At 64.6% G+C, this 17,746-nt stretch carries 15 protein-coding genes; 3 read left to right on the top strand and 12 right to left on the bottom strand.

Annotated features, from left to right (window positions below; translation table 11 throughout):
* The first annotated feature begins 33 nt into the window (after nt 1–33).
* The 3 genes from THL1_RS14440 to THL1_RS14430 all read left to right on the top strand — a co-directional run bounded on the left by THL1_RS14440 (nt 34) and on the right by THL1_RS14430 (nt 3,149).
* Nucleotides 34–1,173, top strand: a complete 1,140-nt coding sequence (locus THL1_RS14440; protein WP_069081451.1) for an IS481 family transposase — start codon at nt 34–36, stop codon at nt 1,171–1,173.
* Nucleotides 1,174–1,468: 295 nt separating this feature from the next.
* Nucleotides 1,469–2,101: a TetR/AcrR family transcriptional regulator gene (locus THL1_RS14435; RefSeq protein WP_069083918.1), complete on the top strand. Its 633-nt coding sequence runs from the start codon at nt 1,469–1,471 to the stop codon at nt 2,099–2,101.
* 64 nt (nt 2,102–2,165) lie between these two features.
* Nucleotides 2,166–3,149, top strand: a complete 984-nt coding sequence (locus tag THL1_RS14430; RefSeq protein ID WP_069083917.1) for an MDR family oxidoreductase — start codon at nt 2,166–2,168, stop codon at nt 3,147–3,149.
* A 14-nt stretch (nt 3,150–3,163) separates the two neighbouring features.
* On the opposite strand, the gene THL1_RS31345 is transcribed toward THL1_RS14430, so the two are convergent.
* The 12 genes from THL1_RS31345 to THL1_RS14370 all read right to left on the bottom strand — a co-directional run bounded on the left by THL1_RS31345 (nt 3,164) and on the right by THL1_RS14370 (nt 17,742).
* Nucleotides 3,164–3,619 carry a methyl-accepting chemotaxis protein gene (locus THL1_RS31345; RefSeq protein ID WP_414703750.1) on the bottom strand — a complete coding sequence of 152 codons (456 nt, stop codon included), beginning with the start codon at nt 3,617–3,619 and terminating at the stop codon, nt 3,164–3,166.
* A 585-nt stretch (nt 3,620–4,204) separates the two neighbouring features.
* Nucleotides 4,205–5,464: an OprD family porin gene (locus THL1_RS14420; RefSeq protein WP_069083915.1), complete on the bottom strand. Its 1,260-nt coding sequence runs from the start codon at nt 5,462–5,464 to the stop codon at nt 4,205–4,207.
* 129 nt (nt 5,465–5,593) lie between these two features.
* A complete protein-coding gene (locus THL1_RS14415) occupies nt 5,594–6,808 on the bottom strand; it encodes a benzoate/H(+) symporter BenE family transporter (RefSeq protein WP_069083914.1) in 1,215 nt (404 codons plus the stop codon).
* Between the two features lie 37 nt (nt 6,809–6,845).
* Nucleotides 6,846–8,177: an MFS transporter gene (locus THL1_RS14410; protein ID WP_069083913.1), complete on the bottom strand. Its 1,332-nt coding sequence runs from the start codon at nt 8,175–8,177 to the stop codon at nt 6,846–6,848.
* Nucleotides 8,178–8,381: 204 nt separating this feature from the next.
* Nucleotides 8,382–9,158 carry a 1,6-dihydroxycyclohexa-2,4-diene-1-carboxylate dehydrogenase gene (locus THL1_RS14405; protein WP_069083912.1) on the bottom strand — a complete coding sequence of 259 codons (777 nt, stop codon included), beginning with the start codon at nt 9,156–9,158 and terminating at the stop codon, nt 8,382–8,384.
* A 157-nt stretch (nt 9,159–9,315) separates the two neighbouring features.
* Entirely contained in the window at nt 9,316–10,329 is a 1,014-nt protein-coding gene (benC, locus tag THL1_RS14400) for a benzoate 1,2-dioxygenase electron transfer component BenC (protein ID WP_069083911.1), read from the bottom strand.
* A 10-nt stretch (nt 10,330–10,339) separates the two neighbouring features.
* Complete coding sequence (benB, locus tag THL1_RS14395; RefSeq protein WP_069083910.1) at nt 10,340–10,828, bottom strand: benzoate 1,2-dioxygenase small subunit; 489 nt, start codon at nt 10,826–10,828, stop codon at nt 10,340–10,342.
* Entirely contained in the window at nt 10,825–12,183 is a 1,359-nt protein-coding gene (benA, locus tag THL1_RS14390; protein WP_069083909.1) for a benzoate 1,2-dioxygenase large subunit, read from the bottom strand. The genes benB and benA overlap by 4 nt, the downstream gene beginning before the upstream one ends.
* Before the next feature lie 436 nt (nt 12,184–12,619).
* A complete protein-coding gene (locus tag THL1_RS14385; protein ID WP_069083908.1) occupies nt 12,620–13,579 on the bottom strand; it encodes an AraC family transcriptional regulator in 960 nt (319 codons plus the stop codon).
* 147 nt (nt 13,580–13,726) lie between these two features.
* Nucleotides 13,727–15,076: an MFS transporter gene (locus THL1_RS14380; protein WP_069083907.1), complete on the bottom strand. Its 1,350-nt coding sequence runs from the start codon at nt 15,074–15,076 to the stop codon at nt 13,727–13,729.
* A 629-nt stretch (nt 15,077–15,705) separates the two neighbouring features.
* Nucleotides 15,706–16,548, bottom strand: a complete 843-nt coding sequence (locus tag THL1_RS14375) for an IclR family transcriptional regulator domain-containing protein (RefSeq protein ID WP_069083906.1) — start codon at nt 16,546–16,548, stop codon at nt 15,706–15,708.
* 264 nt (nt 16,549–16,812) lie between these two features.
* Nucleotides 16,813–17,742: an AEC family transporter gene (locus THL1_RS14370; protein ID WP_069083905.1), complete on the bottom strand. Its 930-nt coding sequence runs from the start codon at nt 17,740–17,742 to the stop codon at nt 16,813–16,815.
* Nucleotides 17,743–17,746: the final 4 nt, after the last annotated feature.

Raw genomic sequence — 17,746 nt, 5'->3', positions numbered from 1 at the left:
CTTACGGAATCCTTCGACTCTGGAGTTCGAGCGATGCCGTGGCAGGAGTGCACCACCATGTCGATTCGACGCGAGTTTGTGCGGTTGGCCGAACAACCGCAGAGCAACGTGCGGGAGCTGTGTCGGCGCTACGGCATCAGCCCGAAAACCGCCTACAAATGGTTACAGCGCCACCGCGAGCACGGCGATGCGGGGTTGCAGGAGCGCTCACGCCGGCCGTTGCACAGCCCTGGGCGCAGCGACCCGGACTTGGAACAGGCGGTGGTGCAGTTGCACCACCGTTTCCCGTATTGGGGCGCCCGCAAGCTGCGCGGCCTGCTGCCGGCCGCGTTCGAGCGTCCCCACCACAGCACCCTCGACGCCATCCTCCGCCGCCATGGTTGCCGGGTGCGCTACCACGCCGAGGAGGCCGAAGCTCCGGCCACGCAGCGCTTCGAGCACTGCCAGCCGAACGAGCTCTGGCAGATGGACTTCAAGGGCCACTTCCCGCTCGCCGACGGCCGCTCGTCGCGCTGCCACCCGTTGACGCTGTTGGATGATCACTCACGCTTTGCCCTCTGCCTGGAGGCCTGCGAGGGCGAGCGCCTCGAACTGGTTCGACCGCACCTGATCCAGGTCTTTCGCCGCTATGGCCTACCGCGCCGGATCACCGCCGACAACGGTCCGCCCTGGGGCTCGAACATCGCGGGCGGCCTGTCCGCCCTGGAGGTCTGGCTGATGCGGCTCGGCATCGAGGTCAGCCACAGCCGCCCTCATCATCCGCAGACCCAGGGCAAGCTGGAACGCTTCCACCAGACACTCAAGCGCGAGTTACTGCAGCGCTCGTTTCGCGACTTGGCGCACTGCCAGCAGGCGATGGCGCACTGGCGGGAGCAGTACAACCACGACCGCCCGCATGAGGCGCTGGGCCAACTGCCACCGATCACGCGCTACCAGCCAAGCCGGCGCAGCTACCCGGAGCAATTGCCTGAACTGGACTACGAACCGGGCGACCGGGTGCTCAAGGTCGGCCGCGTCGGCCAGGTCAGTTTCCAGGGACGCAGCCTGTTCGTCGGCGGGGGGCTGTACGGGGAACGCGTCGCTCTCCGCCCCACCGCCGTCGATGGCGTCTACGATGTGGTGTTCATCCACAAGACCCTGCGCCAAGTCGACTTGAGACCGGGCAAGACATGATCATCAACCCGTTACCCATGTCTCCCGACAAGCGTTACCCATCTATCCCGGCTGAACACTGCGCGCACCGAAACCCTGCACGGGGCAATAGGTGCGCACGGCGCACCCTACGAATTCAATCCAATACCGGCGAACCCATCGTCTGGGAACGGACACCGCTGTGTTGGGCTTCGCTGCGCTTTGCGCCAACCTACGGGGCCGCTACGCGGCCCTTTCGCGAATGAATTCGATCCCACAATTTTTCCTACGTCCAACCAATTGACCTTCTAGACGACCAGTCTAAAATCCATTCCCCATGACCGACGCCCACCCCAGACCCCGTCGCGGCCGCCCGCCCAAGGTTGACCGCGACTTCACTGATACCCGTACCGCACTCATCCGCTGCGGCATGGAAATCCTCACTGAGCAGGGTTTCATGTCCACCGGCATCGACGCCGTGCTCAAGCGCGTGGGCGTGCCGAAGGGCTCCTTCTATCACTACTTCGACAGCAAGGAAGCCTTCGGGCAGGCGGTGCTGGAGAGCTATGCCGGCTACTTCGCCCACAAGCTCGACCGTTACCTGCTGCAAGAGGACGTGACGCCGCTGCAACGCCTCGAGAACTTCGTCGAGGACGCCAAGGCCGGCATGCTCCGCCACCAGTTCTGCCGGGGCTGCCTGGTGGGCAACCTGGGCCAGGAAGTGGCCATCCTGCCGGAGGCTTTCCGCCTGGAACTGGAGGCCATCCTGTGCAGTTGGCAGGACCGCCTGGCCCAATGCCTGCGCGAAGCCCGCACTGCTGGCGAGTTGTCGGTGAATGCGGACTGCGATGGGCTGGCGGCGTTCTTCTGGATCGGTTGGGAAGGCGCCGTGCTGCGCGCCCGGCTGACGCGGGACAACGTTCCGCTGGATGTTTTCTTCAAAGGATTCCTGGCCGGATTGCCGCGCTAGCCCGAGTGGGCGCGCGGTTTTTCGGGCCTATTTATAGACGATTGGTCTAATTGGAGGTGCAAGCATGTTCGACGCAATCCTGATCGAGAAAGACGAAGCCGGTTACCGCGCCCGCAATACCCAGATTGATGAGGCGCAACTGCCTGAAGGCGATGTGACGATCCGTGTGGACTACAGCACGCTGAACTACAAGGACGGCCTGGCCATCACCGGCAAGAGTCCGGTGGTGCGGCAGTTCCCTATGGTGCCGGGCATTGATCTGGCCGGCACGGTGGAGGCCAGCAACCACCCGGATTACCAGGCCGGTGATGCGGTACTGCTCAACGGCTGGGGGGTGGGTGAGACTCATTGGGGTGGCTTGGCGCAGAAGGCACGCCTGAATGGCGACTGGCTGATCCCGTTGCCTAGCGCCTTCACCCCTCGCCAGGCCATGGCCATCGGCACCGCTGGCTACACCGCCATGCTCTGTCTGCTGGCCCTGGAGCGCCACGGCCTGAAGCCCGGCCAGGGCGATGTGCTGGTAACCGGGGCCAACGGCGGTGTGGGCAGCTTTGCCATCGCCCTGCTCGCCCGCCTGGGCTACCGCGTAGTCGCCGCCACCGGTCGAACCAGTGAAGTGGACTACCTCAAAGGCCTGGGCGCCGCCGAAATCATCGACCGCAGCGAACTTTCCGAACCGGGCCGCCCGCTGGGCAAGGAACGCTGGGTGGCCGCCATCGACTCGGTGGGCAGCCACACCCTGGCCAACGTCTGCGCCGGGCTGCGTGCCGACGGTGCCGTGGCCGCCTGCGGACTGGCCCAGGGCATGGACTTACCCGCCACCGTGGCGCCCTTCATCCTGCGCGGCGTGAGCCTGCTGGGGATCAACAGCGTCACCCGCCCGCGCGTCGAACGCATCGAAGCCTGGGAGCGCCTGGCACGGGACCTGGATATCGCCCAACTGGACGCCATCACCCGCGAAATCGGCCTGGGCGACGCCATCGCGGCAGCCGGCGAGCTGCTGGCCGGTAAGGTGCGCGGCCGCGTAGTAGTCAACGTAAACGCTTGATGCCTGAGGGCGAGTCAGCCCTCTTCCAGCAATCCCACCATCCTCTGTGCCAGCCCTCGCTGCGCGGCGAGGCGCTGGACGATCCGTTCGACGATCTCGACCCGCGCCGCCGCGCCCGCCCTCATCTCGCCCATGGCATGGAGGGCTGCAGCGGATTTCTCCAGCCCGGCGCGGGTGGAACCGCCGACATGTTCCATGCCTGCCCTGGCCTCCTCGGCGGCCTTCTGCAGGCCCTCGGCGATCAGGCGAATCTGCCCGCTGGATTCATTGGCACGCAGCGACAGGTTGCGCACCTCATCCGCCACCACAGCGAAGCCGCGCCCGTGGGCACCGGCGCGCGCCGCTTCGATGGCGGCGTTCAAGGCCAGCAGGTTGGTCTGTTTTGCGATGTCCTGGATGCTGCCGACGATGGCGCCGATTCGCATGGACTGGCTGCCCAGCTCATTGAACACCTGGCCGATATGCGCCATGTAGGCGTCCAGTTCGCCAATGGCACCGGCGGTGGCCTGCATGCTGTCGGCGCCCAGCTGGACCTTCTCGCCGGCGGCGCGAGCCAGTGAGTTGGCGTACTGCATGTCCGCTTCGCAATGGAGGATGGCGTCTAGCAACTCGCCCAAGGGCGCTTGCAGATGGGTGTTGGCGGGGATGCGCACCGGCTCCGGTTCGACAGCCGCGATCACCTGGGCGACGGGCGCGCGCGCTGGTACCTCCACGCGCACCTCGACCACCACCGGCGGTTGAAGGTGGTACAGCAGGCCAGCGGCAACGATAGCGCCCAGCGACACGGCCATCAGCCATCCACTGGTCAGCAGGAAGGCGATCAGGGAAAGCACGCCGCCACTGCCAAGCAGCAGTGCGGCGAGGGGTTTGCGGGGCATTTAAAAGCTCCTTCTACATCGCGGGTACAAGAACCTGTGGGGGCGAATTCATTCGCGAAGGGCAGCGCAGCTGCCCCATCTGGGCCTGAACATGGCGGGCCTCCGGCCCGCTTGGCGATTGAAATCGCCCCCACAGGTAAAGCAGGCCGTGCCCATGCCGGGCAGCGGCACTCGATCTCAGAACAGCGTCCAGGTGTAACTCAGGATCAGCCGGTTCTCGTCGATGTCGGTGCGGTAGTTGGAGCGCGCGGCAACGTTGCGCACGCGCACGCCAAGGCCCTTGAGGGCGCCGTTCTGGAAGGCGTAGCTGATGTCCAGGTCGCGCTCCCGGTCCTTGCCCTCGAAGCCCTTGCCGGTGTCCACGTTGTCGCCGGTGATGTAGCGGGTACTGGCCACCAGGCCGGGGATGCCGAGGGCAGCGAAGTCGTAGTCGTAGCGCACCTGCCAGGAGCGTTCGTCGGCGAAGGCGAACTCGTAGGTGGGTACTTCGTTGCCCAGCGGGCTGACGTTGGCGAATACGCGCGGGAAGGAGCTGTCACCGAACATCGCCTGGTAACCGACGTAGAAGGTGTGGCCACCGCGCTTGGCCGACAGCAGCGAGAAGAAGGCCTGGTTGTCGATCTCGCCGATCAGTTTCTTGCCGTCTTCGCTGGAGTCGAAATAGCCGACGTTGGCACCCAGTACCCAGTTGCCCACCGGCTCGCTGTGCTTGAGGCCGAAGAAGCGCTGGTCGTAGATGTCTTCCAGCTGCGCATACCAGGCGCTGAGCGTGGTGCGGTTGGCGTTGAAGGCGTAATCGGCGCCGGCGTAGTTGAAGGCGTCGCTGGAGGCCTGGCGCTGCGGCAGGTGGCCGAGCATGGCCTGCATCTTGTCGTCACCGGCCTCGTTGCGCAGGCTGGTGCTGGTGAGGTGGCCACCCTGCAGGGTCAGCCCGGCGATTTCGTTGGAGGTGATGCTCGCGCCCTGGTAGCTCGGCGGCAGCAGGCGGATATCGCTGAACACCAACACCGGCAAGTTGGGTTGCAGCTCCCCTACTTTCAGCTCGGTCTTCGAGAAACGCATCTTGCCGGCCACGCCGAGGCGGCTGTAATCATCGGCCGCCTTGCCGTCTTCCTGCACCGGTAGCAGGCCGGTGTTCACCCGGTCGGGGCTGCTGTCGAGCTTGATGCCGAGGGTGCCGATGGCGTCGAGGCCGAAGCCCACCGGACCTGGCGTGTAGCCGGACTTGAAGTTGAGGATAAAGCCCTGGGCCCACTCTTCGGCCTTGGACTGCTTGTTGGGGCCGACGATGTCGGAGAAGTCGCGGCTGAAGTAGTAGTTGCGCGCCTGCAGGGTCGCGGTGGAGTCCTCGATGAAACCGGACTCGGCGGCCTGGGCGAAGCCGGCGCTTACGCCGGCGCAAAGCATTACGGAAAGCTTGCTCGTGGTGTTAGTCATTTCGTCGCTCTTGTTTTTATTGGGACAAAGCTTCCCCGCCGACCCTCTTTCGGGGCCATGCACGCAAGTCGGGGAAGGTGTGGCGATGGCTGCGGACAGCTCCCGCAGTCGTTCCATCACCGGTTCAGGTCAGGGATTGGGTTCGAGTACCTCCTCCCGTTCCGGCGCAGCCTTGGGGACACGACGGGCCGTCAGCAGCAGGTGGGCGAAGATGCCGAAGATCAGCCCCCAGAACGCGGCCGACAGACCGAGGAAGGACATGCCCGACGCAGTGACCAGGAAGGTGATCAGGGCAGCCTCGCGGTCCTCTGGCACGGCCATGGAACCAGCCAGCGCACTGGCGATGGCGCCGAACAGCGCCAGGCCCGCCAGCGCCGCGATCAGTTCCTTGGGCAGCGCGGTGAAGATCGATACCAGGGTGGCGCCGAAGATGCCCAGCAGCAGGTAGAACACCCCGCCCACCACACCGGAGACATAACGTCTGGCCGGGTCCTCATGGGCCTCGCGGCCGGTGCAGATGGCCGCAGTGATGGCCGCCAGCGTCAGGCCGTGACAACCGAAGGGCGCCAGCAGCAGACTGCCCAGGCCGCTGGCGGAGATGATCGGGCTCGCCGGGGTCGGGTAGCCGGCATTGCGCAGCACCGCCACGCCGGGCACGAACTGTCCGGTCAGGGCCACCATCACCAGCGGCAGCGCAATGTTGAACAGCCCGTGCCAGGTGAATGCCGGCGTCACCCATTCCGGCGTGGCGAAGCCGATTACCAGGGCCGACGTGTTGAGCTGGCCGCTGCCGGCGGCGATGGTGCAGCCCACCAGCAGCACGGCCATCACGGCGTAACGCGGCGACAGGCGCCGCACCAGCAGGTAGGTGATGAACATGGCCATCACCATCAGCGGTTCGTCCTTGAGCGAGGTGAACAGCCGGGTGCCAAAGCTGAACAGGATGCCCGCCAGCATCGCCGCCGAAATAGCCGCCGGCAGCTTGCCGACGATGCGGTCGAAGGCACCGGACAGGCCCACCAGCAGGATGATGGCGTTGGCTATCACGTAAGCCCCCACCGCCTCGCCGGCACTGATGCCCGGCAACATGGACACCAGCAGCGCCGAGCCCGGCGCCGACCAGGCGATAATCACCGGCACCCGGTAGCGCAGGCTGAGGACGATCCCCAGCACCCCGCTGCCGATGGAGATGGCCCACACCCAGGAGGACAGCAGTTCGGCCGGCATGCCGCCACTCTCGGCCGCCTGGAAAACGATCACCAGGGGGCCGGCGTAGGAAATCATGGTGGCGATGAACCCCGCCACCACGGCGGACAATGAACAGTCCTTGAACAAGGTGCGCATGCTGCCTCCCGGCCAGTGTTGCAACGCGAGGTCAGGCTCAGCCCTGTGCGGCGGTCGTCAGCGGCACAGCCTTGGGCTGGCGCTGATGCACGAAGCACATGGCCACGGCGGCGATGGCGCCGGGGATGGCGAAGGCCATGAAGTTCAGTTGCAGGGGCAGATTGATGCCCAACAGCATGCCGCCCAGCAGCGGACCGACGATGGCACCGTTGCGGCCGATGCCCGAGGCCCAGCCGAGGCCGGTGGAGCGGAACGCCAGGCCGTAGAGTTGTGCGGCGGTGGCGTAGAGCAGGATCTGGGTGCCGATGGTGGTCGCACCGGCGATGCCGATCAGCAGGTAGAGCACCGGGGTCGGGCTCTTGAAGCCCAGCAGGCTGATGGATACGGCGGCGACGATGAAGAATGCCGCTACCACCTTGGGCAGGTTGAAGCGGTCACCGAGGAAGCCGCCCGCAATGGCACCGAACATGCCGCCGAAGTTCAGGGCCAGCAGGAAGGACAGGCTCGAACCCAGGCTGTAGCCCGCGTTGGCCATCAGCTTCGGCAGCCAGGAGCTCAGGGCGTAGACCATCAGCAGGCAGCAGAAGAACGCGACCCAGATCATCACGGTGCGCAGGCCACGGCCTTCACGGAACAGTTCCAGTACCGGCGCGCCCTGAACCTTGGTTTCCACCAGGAGCAGTTCGTCGTCGTCACACAGTTCACGCTCGGGGGCCACGCGCTTGAGGATGGCGCGAGCCTGCTCGGTGCGGCCCTGGCGCAGCAGGAAGCCGACGGATTCCGGCAGGTACCAGAGGATCAGCGGCAGCAGCACAAGTGGCAGGATGGCGGCGAAGAACATCGCCTCCCAGCCGAAGCGCGGCAGCATGTAGATGCCCACGCCGGCGGAGAGCATGCCGCCCAGGGAGTAGCCGCTGAACATGATGGCGACCAGGGTGCTGCGCAGTTTCTTCGGCGCGTATTCATTCATCAGCGCCACCACGTTGGGCATCAGCCCGCCGATACCCAGGCCCGCCATGAAGCGGCAGATGCCGAACTCGGTCGGTGTGCTGGTGAAACCGTTGAGCACGGTGAAACCAGAGAACAGCACGAAGCAGATGGCGATGCCCTTCTTGCGCCCGATCTTGTCGGCCAGGGAACCGAAGGCCAGTGCGCCGAACATCATGCCGAACAGCGCGTAGCTTCCGAGGGCGCCGGCTTCCAGCGGGGTCAGGCCCCATTCTTTCATCAGCACCGGCAGGACCACGCCGTAGATGAACAGGTCATAGCCGTCGAAGATGAGCAGCAGGGCGCACCAGCACATCACCATCCAGTGGAAGGGCGTGAAGCGCGCGTTATCGATGATCTCGTGTACGTCGAGTTTTCGCATGGCATCTGTCTCTTTTGTTTTTGTTGTGTACAAACCGCAGGACGGGCGCGTGACGGTGCCCGGCCGGTAGATATGTTTGTGTGGGCCTGATGGGTTTCGCTCCGCTCTACCCATCCTACAAATGCCCATTACCGCGGAAGATCACGTCGTAGGATGGGTCGGGCGGCGTTCCGCGAGCCTGCGAAACCCATCACCACGGTGTTTTCAGCCCAGGTCACCTCCGCCCACCGGCAGGGTCACGCCGGTGATGTAGGAGGCGTCGTCGGAGGCCAGGAAGAGGATGGCGCCGGCCTGTTCGTCGATGCTGCCGTAGCGCTTCATCAGGCTGCTGTCGATCGTCTGGTCGACGATCTGCTGGTACCAGCCTTTTTCCTGCTCGCTCTGCTGCGCCGTGTTGCGCGGGATGCGGCGCGGTGGGGCTTCGGTGCCGCCCGGCGCGGTGGCGTTGACGCGGATGCCACGCTCGGCGTTCTCGAAGGCCAGGCACGCGGTGAGCGCGTTCACCCCGCCCTTGGCGGCGCCGTAGGGCACACGGTTCACCCCACGGGTGGCGATGGAGGACACATTGACGATGGCGCCCGCGCCCTGCTCCAGCATGAACGGCAGTGCGGCGTGGCAGCACCACAGGGTCGGGAACAGCGAGCGACGCACTTCGGCCTCGATCTCGTGCTCCTGGTAGTGCTCGTAAGGCTTGGCCCAGATGGTCCCGCCCACGTTATTGATGAGAATGTCCAGCCGGCCGAAGCGCTCCACCGCGACTGCGGCCACGCGATGGCATTCGGCGAACTGTTCGAGGTCGGCGGTCAGTGCCAACACCTCGACGTCGGCACCCAGCTCGTCCTGCAGCTCGAAGACCAGCTCGGAACGGTCCACCGCGACGACGCGCGCGCCCTCCTCCACCAGCCGCTCGACCACGCGGCGGCCGATACCCTGCGCCGCGCCGGTGACTAGCGCGACCTTGTCTTGGAATCTCTTGCTCATGACAGCCCCTGCAATTGGGTTCTGGTATCGCGGATTCGATCCGGGATACGGATCAGCCCCCTCTCCCTTCAGGGAGAGGGTTGGGGAGAGGGTGGATTCCGTGCGGTGGCACTACCCTCTCCCCCGGCCCCTCTCCCACACGTGGGAGAGGGGTGAATTACGCGGCGCTGGCGGCGAACTTCTCGTAGTAGAAGTTCGCGGGCGAGATGCCCTGCTCGCGGATGTACTGGCTGACCGCTTCGACCATGGGCGGCGGGCCGCACAGGTAGACGTCCACGTCGCCATCGTTGAGGTGCCCGGGCGCAATGTGCTGGGTCACGTAGCCCTTCTGCGGGTAGCTGCTGTCCGGGCTGGCCACGCAGGCGCTGAAGGTGAAGTTGGGAATGCGTGCGGCGAAGGCCTCCAGCTTGTCCATCTCCACCAGGTCATGGTCGTGGGTCACGCCGTAGATCAGGTGCAACGAGTGTTCGCTACCCTCTTCCGCGATCTTTTCCAGCATCGCAGTGAAGGGCGCGAGGCCCGTGCCGCCGGCCAGCAGCAGCAGCGGACGGCGGATATCGCGCAGGTAGAAACTGCCCAGCGGGCCGGCCAGGGACATGCTGTCGCCCGCCTTGGCCAGTCCGGTGAGGAAGCTGCTCATCAGGCCGCCGGGAACGTTGCGGATCAGGAAGCTGACTTCACCGCCCTTCTGCAGGGAGCTGAAGGAATAGGCGCGGGTCTGCTCGCTGCCCGGCACCTGGAGGTTGACGTACTGGCCCGGCAGGAAAGCCAGCTTGCTCAGGGCCTCGCCCTTGATGGACAGCGCGATGGTGCTGTCGGACAGTTGGCGAACCGCGCTGATGCTGGCCTCGAAGCTGGCCTGCTGGGTCTTGCAGACGTCGGAGGACGCCGGCACGCGCACCACGCAGTCGCTCTCGGCGCGCATCTGGCAGGTGAGCACGTAGCCCTGGGCGGCTTCGTCTTCGCTCAGTGCGTCCTCGATGTAGTCCTGGCCCAGGTCGTAGCGGCCGGCTTCGGCGAAGCATTTGCAGGTGCCGCAGGCGCCGTCACGGCAGTCCAGCGGGATGTTGATGCCCTGGCGATAGGCCGCATCGGCCACGGTTTCGCTGGGGGTGGCGTCGATGAACCGGGTGACGCCGTCTTCGAAAGTCAGTGCGATTTTGTGAGTCATGACCGCGCCCTCAAATGTGATAGATGTCGATGACCTGGCGAACGTAGTCATTCTTGAGAACGACCTTCTTCGCCTTGATCAGCGGGCTCTCGCCACGCACGTCGAGGGTGTAGAAGCTGGTGCCGAAGTAGCTGTCCACGGTCTTGTAGCGGAAGCTCAGGGTGTGCCAGTTGAAGCGCACCTTGCACTGCCCGTCGGCCACTTCGAGGATCTCGATGTTGCTGATGTTGTGGGAGGTTCGGGTGTCCGGCATGGTCGCGCTGGAGCGGTCGGTCTTGATGCGGAAGACGCGGTCTTCCAGGCCGCCACGGTTGCCGTACCAGATCAGCGAGATTTCGGTCTGCGGATCGGTGGTCAGCTCATCGCGGTCGTCCCAGGACGGCATCCAGAAGCTGGCGTCGCTGGCATACAGCTCCAGCCAGTTGTCCCAGTCCTTGTCGTCCAGGTAGCGCGCTTCGCGGTAGAGGAAGTCGCGCACGGCGTCGTAAGAGATGCTCATTGCACGGCCTCCACGGGGATCAGTTGCTGCTCGGCCTCGGCGGCCTTGAGCATGGTTTCCTGCCAGTACTTGTGCTGCAGCACGAACAGGCCTTCGTCTTCGGTGCGCACGCCGGAGAGCAGCGGGTGCAGATCGATTTCCTGGGCGGCCGCGTCGGCGCCTTCGACCCAGTGTTCGGCACCACGGGACATGTCGTTCCAGCCACGGTTGCCCTGGTAACCCAGCTGGCAGGAGCGGAACTCTTCCAGGTCATCCGGGGTGGCCATGCCGCTGACGTTGAAGAAGTCTTCGTACTGGCGGATGCGCTTGGCGCGGGCGTCCGCACTCTCGCCCTTGGGCGCGATGCAGTAGATGGTGATTTCGGTCTGGTTGACGGAGATCGGCCGGGCGATGCGGATCTGCGAGCTGAACTGATCCATCAGGTAGACGTTCGGGTACAGGCAGAGGTTGCGCGAGTTCTGGATCATCCAGTCAGCGCGGGCCTGGCCGAAGTCACGGGCCAGTTCGTCGCGGCGCTCGTAGAGCGGGCGGTCTTCCGGGTTGGCCCAGCGGGTCCACAACAGCAGGTGGCCGTGGTCGAAGGAGTAGAAACCGCCGCCGTTCTTGGCCCAGCTGCCGGCGCTCATGGTCTTGATCTCTTCACCCGCCTCGCGCTGCTTGCGCTGGTTCTGGGTGGCGGCGTAGTTCCAGTGCACGGAGCTCACGTGGTAGCCGTCGGCGCCGTTCTCGGCGGTCAGCTTCCAGTTGCCCTCGTAGATGTAGCTGGAGGAACCGCGCAGGACTTCCAGGCCCTCGGGAGACTGGTCGACGATCATGTCGATGATCTTGGCGGACTCGCCCAGATGCTCGATCAGGGGCTTCACATCGGCGTTCAGGCTGCCGAAGAGGAAGCCGCGATAGGACTCGAAGCGCGCCACTTTCGTCAGGTCGTGGGAGCCTTCGCAGTTGAAGCTGGACGGATAGCCGGCTTCGGCCGGGTCCTTCACCTTCAGCAGCTTGCCGGAGTTGTTGAAGGTCCAGCCGTGGAACGGGCAGGTATAGGATGAGCGGTTACCGCTCTTGTGGCGGCAGAGCTGCGCACCGCGATGGCTGCAGGCATTGAGGAAGGCATTGAGCTCACCGTCCTTGTTGCGCGCGATGAAGATCGGCTGGCGCCCCATGTTGAGGGTGAGGTAGTCGTTCTTCTCGGGAATCTGGCTCTCGTGGGCGAGATAGATCCAGTTACCTTCGAAGATGTGCTTCATCTCCAGTTCGAACAGACGCGGGTCAGTGAACATCTCCCGCTTGCAGCGGTAGATGCCCTTCTCCTTGTCTTCATCAAGCAGCGAATTCAGAAAATCGAATCCCAGGGACATGGCCAGGGCCTCCGTTGTTATTGTTCAGGCCAGGTCAGGTTAGGGATACGGGGGAAACGGCAATATCCGCTTTTTGCAGACCACTATCCGTTTTGTGCAGGGCGGTGGTGGATGTCAGCAGATTCTGTCAGGGGGAGACCCCAGATCGCGAGTAAACATCCACGTTCGTAGAACGTGGACTTGTGTTTGCCCCCTATAAGGGGGCCATCCTCACACGCAGCACCCGGCTGATCTCCGCCACCGTGCCCAGCAGTAGGGTGTGCCATGCGCACCGCGGCGATGGTGGCGACTCCGAGTCTGTCTCACGGTGCGCGCGGCGCACCCTACGGGACCAGCAGCAGCCTGCTGGTTCGCTGACTCATGACCACGTACGCAGGACGTGGTTTCCCAAGTTCAAATGAATTCACTCCCACAAGGAAGCGCTGCAGATGCGCGGCTACAAACCGCGCCGCTTCAAGGTGTCCGAAGGCAATTCGCCGAACAGGCTCTTGTAGCTTTCGGAGAAGCGGCCCAGGTGCAGGAAACCGTAGTCCAGCGCCAACTCGGTGACGTTGCGCACGTTGCAGCTGGGGTCGGCGAGGCAGGCGCGGATGCGTTCCAGCTTTTTCTGGCGGATGTAGTGCTTGGGCGTGGTGCCCAGGTGGCGCTCGAACAGCGCGTAGAGGGAGCGCAGGCTCATGCTGGCCTGGCGGGCGAGGAATTCGCTGCTGATGTCCTGCTTCAGGTTGTGCTCGATGTAGGCCAGGATGCGGTCGAAGGACGCCTCCTGGCAGCCCAGGCTCTCGCGGCTGACGTTGGTCTTCATCAGGCTGAGCATCTTGCTCGCGACGATCTGCGCGTAATGCTCCTGCACCCTCGGCAGCGCGTCACTGGCCTCGGCTTCCTGGCAGACCATCGCCAGCAGGTTGACGAAGCCTTCCAGCTCATCGAGCCGGTAGTTGTTCTGCAGGAAACGCACGCCCAGGCTGGGACGGTGCCAGCGCTGCTCGTCACAGATGCTTTCCAGCAGCGTGGTCGGCATTTTCAGGATGAACTTCTCGCAGTCGTCCGAGTAGGTCAGGTCCACCGGGTCATCGGGGTTGATCAACAGCAACTCGCCCGGCGCCAGGTAGTGCTCCTGCTTGTGGCCGCGCCACAGGCAATGGCCGCTAAGGAGGATCTGCAGGTGGTAGATGGTTTCCAGCGCCGGCGAGGTAACACGCACGGCACCGCCGTAACTGATGCGGCAGAGGTCGAGGCTGGCGAACTTGCGGTGGTTGAGGCTGGCTTCGGGATGGCCTGCGGCAGGCAGCCGGATGCAGTGTGACCCGACATGCTGGTTCACATATCCGGATACGGCGTAGGGGTCCGCACGCTCGAACACCCTACTGCGTTCACTCAGCAGGCGACTATCCATCCACAGGCACTCTTGTCGTTGTTGTATGTCGCGGGCGTCATGCCGGTTGGCAAGCGCCCGCGATCATTATTACGCGATTCTATGTGAGCCTTTTCCTACGCGCCTCAAGTCGAGATAAACGGTTACGAATCCACCGTCGGCGTCCCATCAGGTGGCGTCGGCGTGGCTCACTAGCCCCTTTATCACCACCGCAGTGGTGGCGATGGCGGCGGGCACCACCAGCGCCGTCAGCACGTGTTCGAAGTTCCAGCCCAGGCCCAGCAGGGTCGCGCCGATCCAGGCACCGAGAATGGCGCCGAAGCGGCCGATGCCGAGCATCCAGGACACACCGGTGGCACGGCCCTGGGTCGGGTAGAAGCGCGCCGCCAGAGACGGCATGGCCGATTGTGCGCCGTTGACGCACATGCCCGCCAGCAGGACCAGGGTGGCCAGCAGGGTCACTTCACCCAGGCTTTGACCGACGAAATAAGCGAAGACACCGGCCATCAGGTAGAACACGCCGATGACCTTGTGCGGGTTGAATCGGTCCATGGCCCAGCCCACGCCCACGGCGCTGAGCACGCCACCGAACTGGAACAACGCACCGATGAAGGCGGCCTGTTCCATGCTCGCGCCGCTGTCGCGCATCAGCGTGGGCAGCCAGCTGGTGAGCAGGTAGACGATCACCAGGCCCATGAAATAGGTGAGCCAGAGCAACAGGGTGCCGGCGCTGTAGGTACCGGAGAAAATCACCTTGAAAACGTTGCGGCTCTGTACGGTTTTCTGCTCCGGCACGCTGAACCCGCGGGCCAGGGCGACCTCGCCGGGCGCAATGGGCGCGAGCACCTTGCGCACCTTGTCATCGCCCTTGTTGCGCACCACCAGGAAGCGCGCCGACTCCGGCAACCATACCAGCAGCACCACGGCCAGGATCAGCGGCAGGATGCCGCCGAGCAGCAGCAGGCTGTGCCAGCCGTAGGCCGGGATCATCGACGCGGAGACGAAGCCGCCGGACGCCATGCCGAGGTTGAAGCCGCAGAACATGCTGGTCACCAGCAGCGACTTGAGGCGCTCCGGGGTGTACTCCGAGAGCAGCGTGGTGGCGTTCGGCATGGCCGCGCCAAGCCCGAGGCCAGTCAGGAAGCGCAGGACCAGCAGTTGTTCGAGGTTAGCGCTGAAGGCGGAAATCAGGCTGAACAGCCCGAACAGGAACACTGCCGTGACCAGCACCACCTTGCGCCCGAAGCGGTCGGCCATGGGGCCGGAGCCAAGGGCCCCAAACACCATGCCGATCAGCGCGGCGCTCATCACCGGACCAAGGCTGGCGCGGTCGATGCCCCAGTCCTGGGTCAGCGCCGGGGCGATGAAGCCCATTGCGGCGGTATCCAGGCCGTCGAGGAAAACGATGAGGAAACACAGCAGCACGATTCGCCATTGATGGGCGGATAGCGGCTGGGCGTTGATGAAGGATTGAACATCGAGTGTGCCGGTAGAGGGCACGTGGGCTGGGCTGGTCATGCAAGGATTCCTGCAATGGGCCCTCCTCCGCATGCGGGCCGTTCTCTGCGGCCTCTGACGGGGAAGACTCGGACTGGACAGGAATGAGGGCGCATCTGGCATCACAGGCGACAACCGGCGCGCACGCTCATTGTTTTTATTGGCCGCGCTGGCTGGTGCGCGGCTGTGCAGACCTTACGAAGAGACGATCAGCGGTTCAATTCGATAATCGGCAAAGCGTTCGATAGTCGAACGCTTTGCCTCGAATGATGAATGGCACACCTTGTAGGAGCGAATTCATTCGCGAAAAACCGTTCAGCGGTGCATGAGTCTCAGGCCTTCGGCCTGTATCGCGAGTAAACATCCACGTTCGTAGAGCATGGACTTGTGTTTGCCCCCTAGTAAGAGGGCCATCCTCACACGCAGCACTCGGCTGATCTGCACCACCGTGCCCAGCAGTAGGGTGCGCCATGCGCACCGCGGCGATGGTGGCGACTCCGGGTCTGTCTCCCGGTGCGCGCGGCGCACCCTACGGGACCAGCAGCAGCCTGCTGGTTCGCTGACTCATGACCACGTCCGCAGGACGTGGTTTCCCAAGTTCAAATGAATTCGCTCCCATAACAGCCCTACAGTTGAAATCGCCGCACCACTCAATGGAACAACCGCGTACTCAAATCCTTGCTCGCCTCCAGCAACGCCGGGAGGAAGCGGGTTTCCAGTTCCTGGCGGCTGACGCGGCCGACATGGGTACCTACGTTCAGTGCGGCCAGCACCTGGCCGGCGGAATCGCGCACCGGCACCGCTACCGAGCGCAGGCCCATTTCCAGTTCCTGGTCGATGATCACCCAGCCCTGCCGGCGGATTTCCGCGATGCTCGCGCGCAAGCCATCCACCGTGTGCACGGTGCGGCTGGTCTTCACCTGCAGGTCGGCGTGTTCGAGGTAGTCGTCGAGGGCGGCGTCATCCAGCGCCGCCAGGAGAATGCGGCCCATGGAGGTGCAATAGGCGGGCAGCCGGCTACCCACGCTGAGATCCACCGAGATCAGCCGGTTGGGCGTTGCGGAGCGGGCGATGTAAAGGATTTCGTCGCCCTCCAGTGTGGCCATCGAGCAGGCCTCGTGGAGCTGGTCGCTCAAACGGTCGAGGATTGGCTGGGCGGTGACCGCCAGTGGCGTGGAGGACAGGTAGGCATGGCCCAGGGTCAGCACCTTGGGCAGCAGCGAGTAAGTGCGGCCATCGGTGGTGACGTAGCCCAGCTTCATCAGCGTGTGCAAGCAGCGGCGCACGGCGGCACGGGGAATCTCGGTGCGGTGGCTGATCTGCGCGATGGTCAGGTGACGCTTGCGCTCCTGGAAGGCGTGGATCACCGCCAGGCCACGGGCCAGGGAGGTCATGAAATTGGGATCGCCGGTGAAGGCTTCGATGCGCTTGGCCGGAGAGGCAATGATCGGCGGGGCCAGGGGCGGCAGTGGAGTGCGCAGTTCTTCGGTCATTGTTGTTGTCCTTGGTGGATCGCAGTCACGGCAAGTGCGGCCGATTATCGAACCAAAGTTCGATAATCGCAATTGACCCTGACGCCCTTGACTCTTACTTTTGCCCCCGCCAACCAGCGCCCCGGTTTGATCAGGTACCTCGGCGTCCGGCAACGGCTTCGCTCATGAGGCAAAGCCGCACTTCCCCCACGCAGACGCCACACCCCGGCGCGCTATCCGCGCGTTCGGGGCTGGCATTTCGATGAATGGGCAGCGGGCACGCCTTCAGGTCAACAGGCCGATGAACCCGCTGATGCTGACGAAGGCCAGCACGGTGCAGACCACCAGCGCCGCCGCGCAGCGGCCTTCCAGGCCGAAGCGCTGGCCGAGGATGGGGTAGATGCTCATCATCGGTGAGCAGGCAAAGAGCACGCCGGCCACCCGCAGGGCCGGGTCCACCGGCGGCAGCAGCGCGAAGCAGAGCATCACCGCCAAGGGGTGCAGCAGCAGCTTGCCGATGCTGAGCTGGGCCACATCCTTGACCAGGCCACCCGCCCGGAGCCCGGCCAGGCTCGCGCCGATGACGAATAGCGCCACCGGTGCCGACGCCATGGCCAGCATCTCCACGACCTTGGCCGGCACGCTGGGCAGGCGAACACCGAGCAGCGCCAACGCCAGGCCGACGCTGATGGAAATGATCACCGGGTTGCGCAGCAGTCGCGTGAAGGTATCCAGCAGGGCCGCACGCAGGCCCACGCCGTTCTGCCGCCCCAGTTCGGCGATGGCCAGTGCCAGGGGAATCATCAGCAGGTTCTCCACCAACATGCCCAGGGCCAGCGCGACCGCTGCCGGCGAACCCAGCACCATGGCGACGATGGGATAGCCGATGAAGCCGCTGTTGGACACCGACATGCCCAGCCCACTCAGGGCGCTGCCGCTGAGGCTGTCCTTGCGCACCAGGCGGGAGAACAGGAATCCCCCCCAGAACACCGCCTGGGAGCCGATGCCGTAGGCAAGGAGGTAGGTGGCATCGAACACTTCGTCCAGGGGCTTTTCCAGCAGCGCGCGGATCACCAGGGCCGGGAGCGCGAAGGTGATGACGAACTTGCCAAGGCCCAGCACCTGTTCAGGGCTCACCAGCCGGCCACGGGCCGACAGGTAGCCAATGCCGATCAGGATGAAGATGGGCGCGGTAATACCGAGTATCTGGAGCATTCAG

The organism is Pseudomonas sp. TCU-HL1 (assembly GCF_001708505.1).
Lineage (GTDB): Bacteria > Pseudomonadota > Gammaproteobacteria > Pseudomonadales > Pseudomonadaceae > Metapseudomonas.
This window is presented reverse-complemented; position numbering and strand designations above follow the sequence as displayed.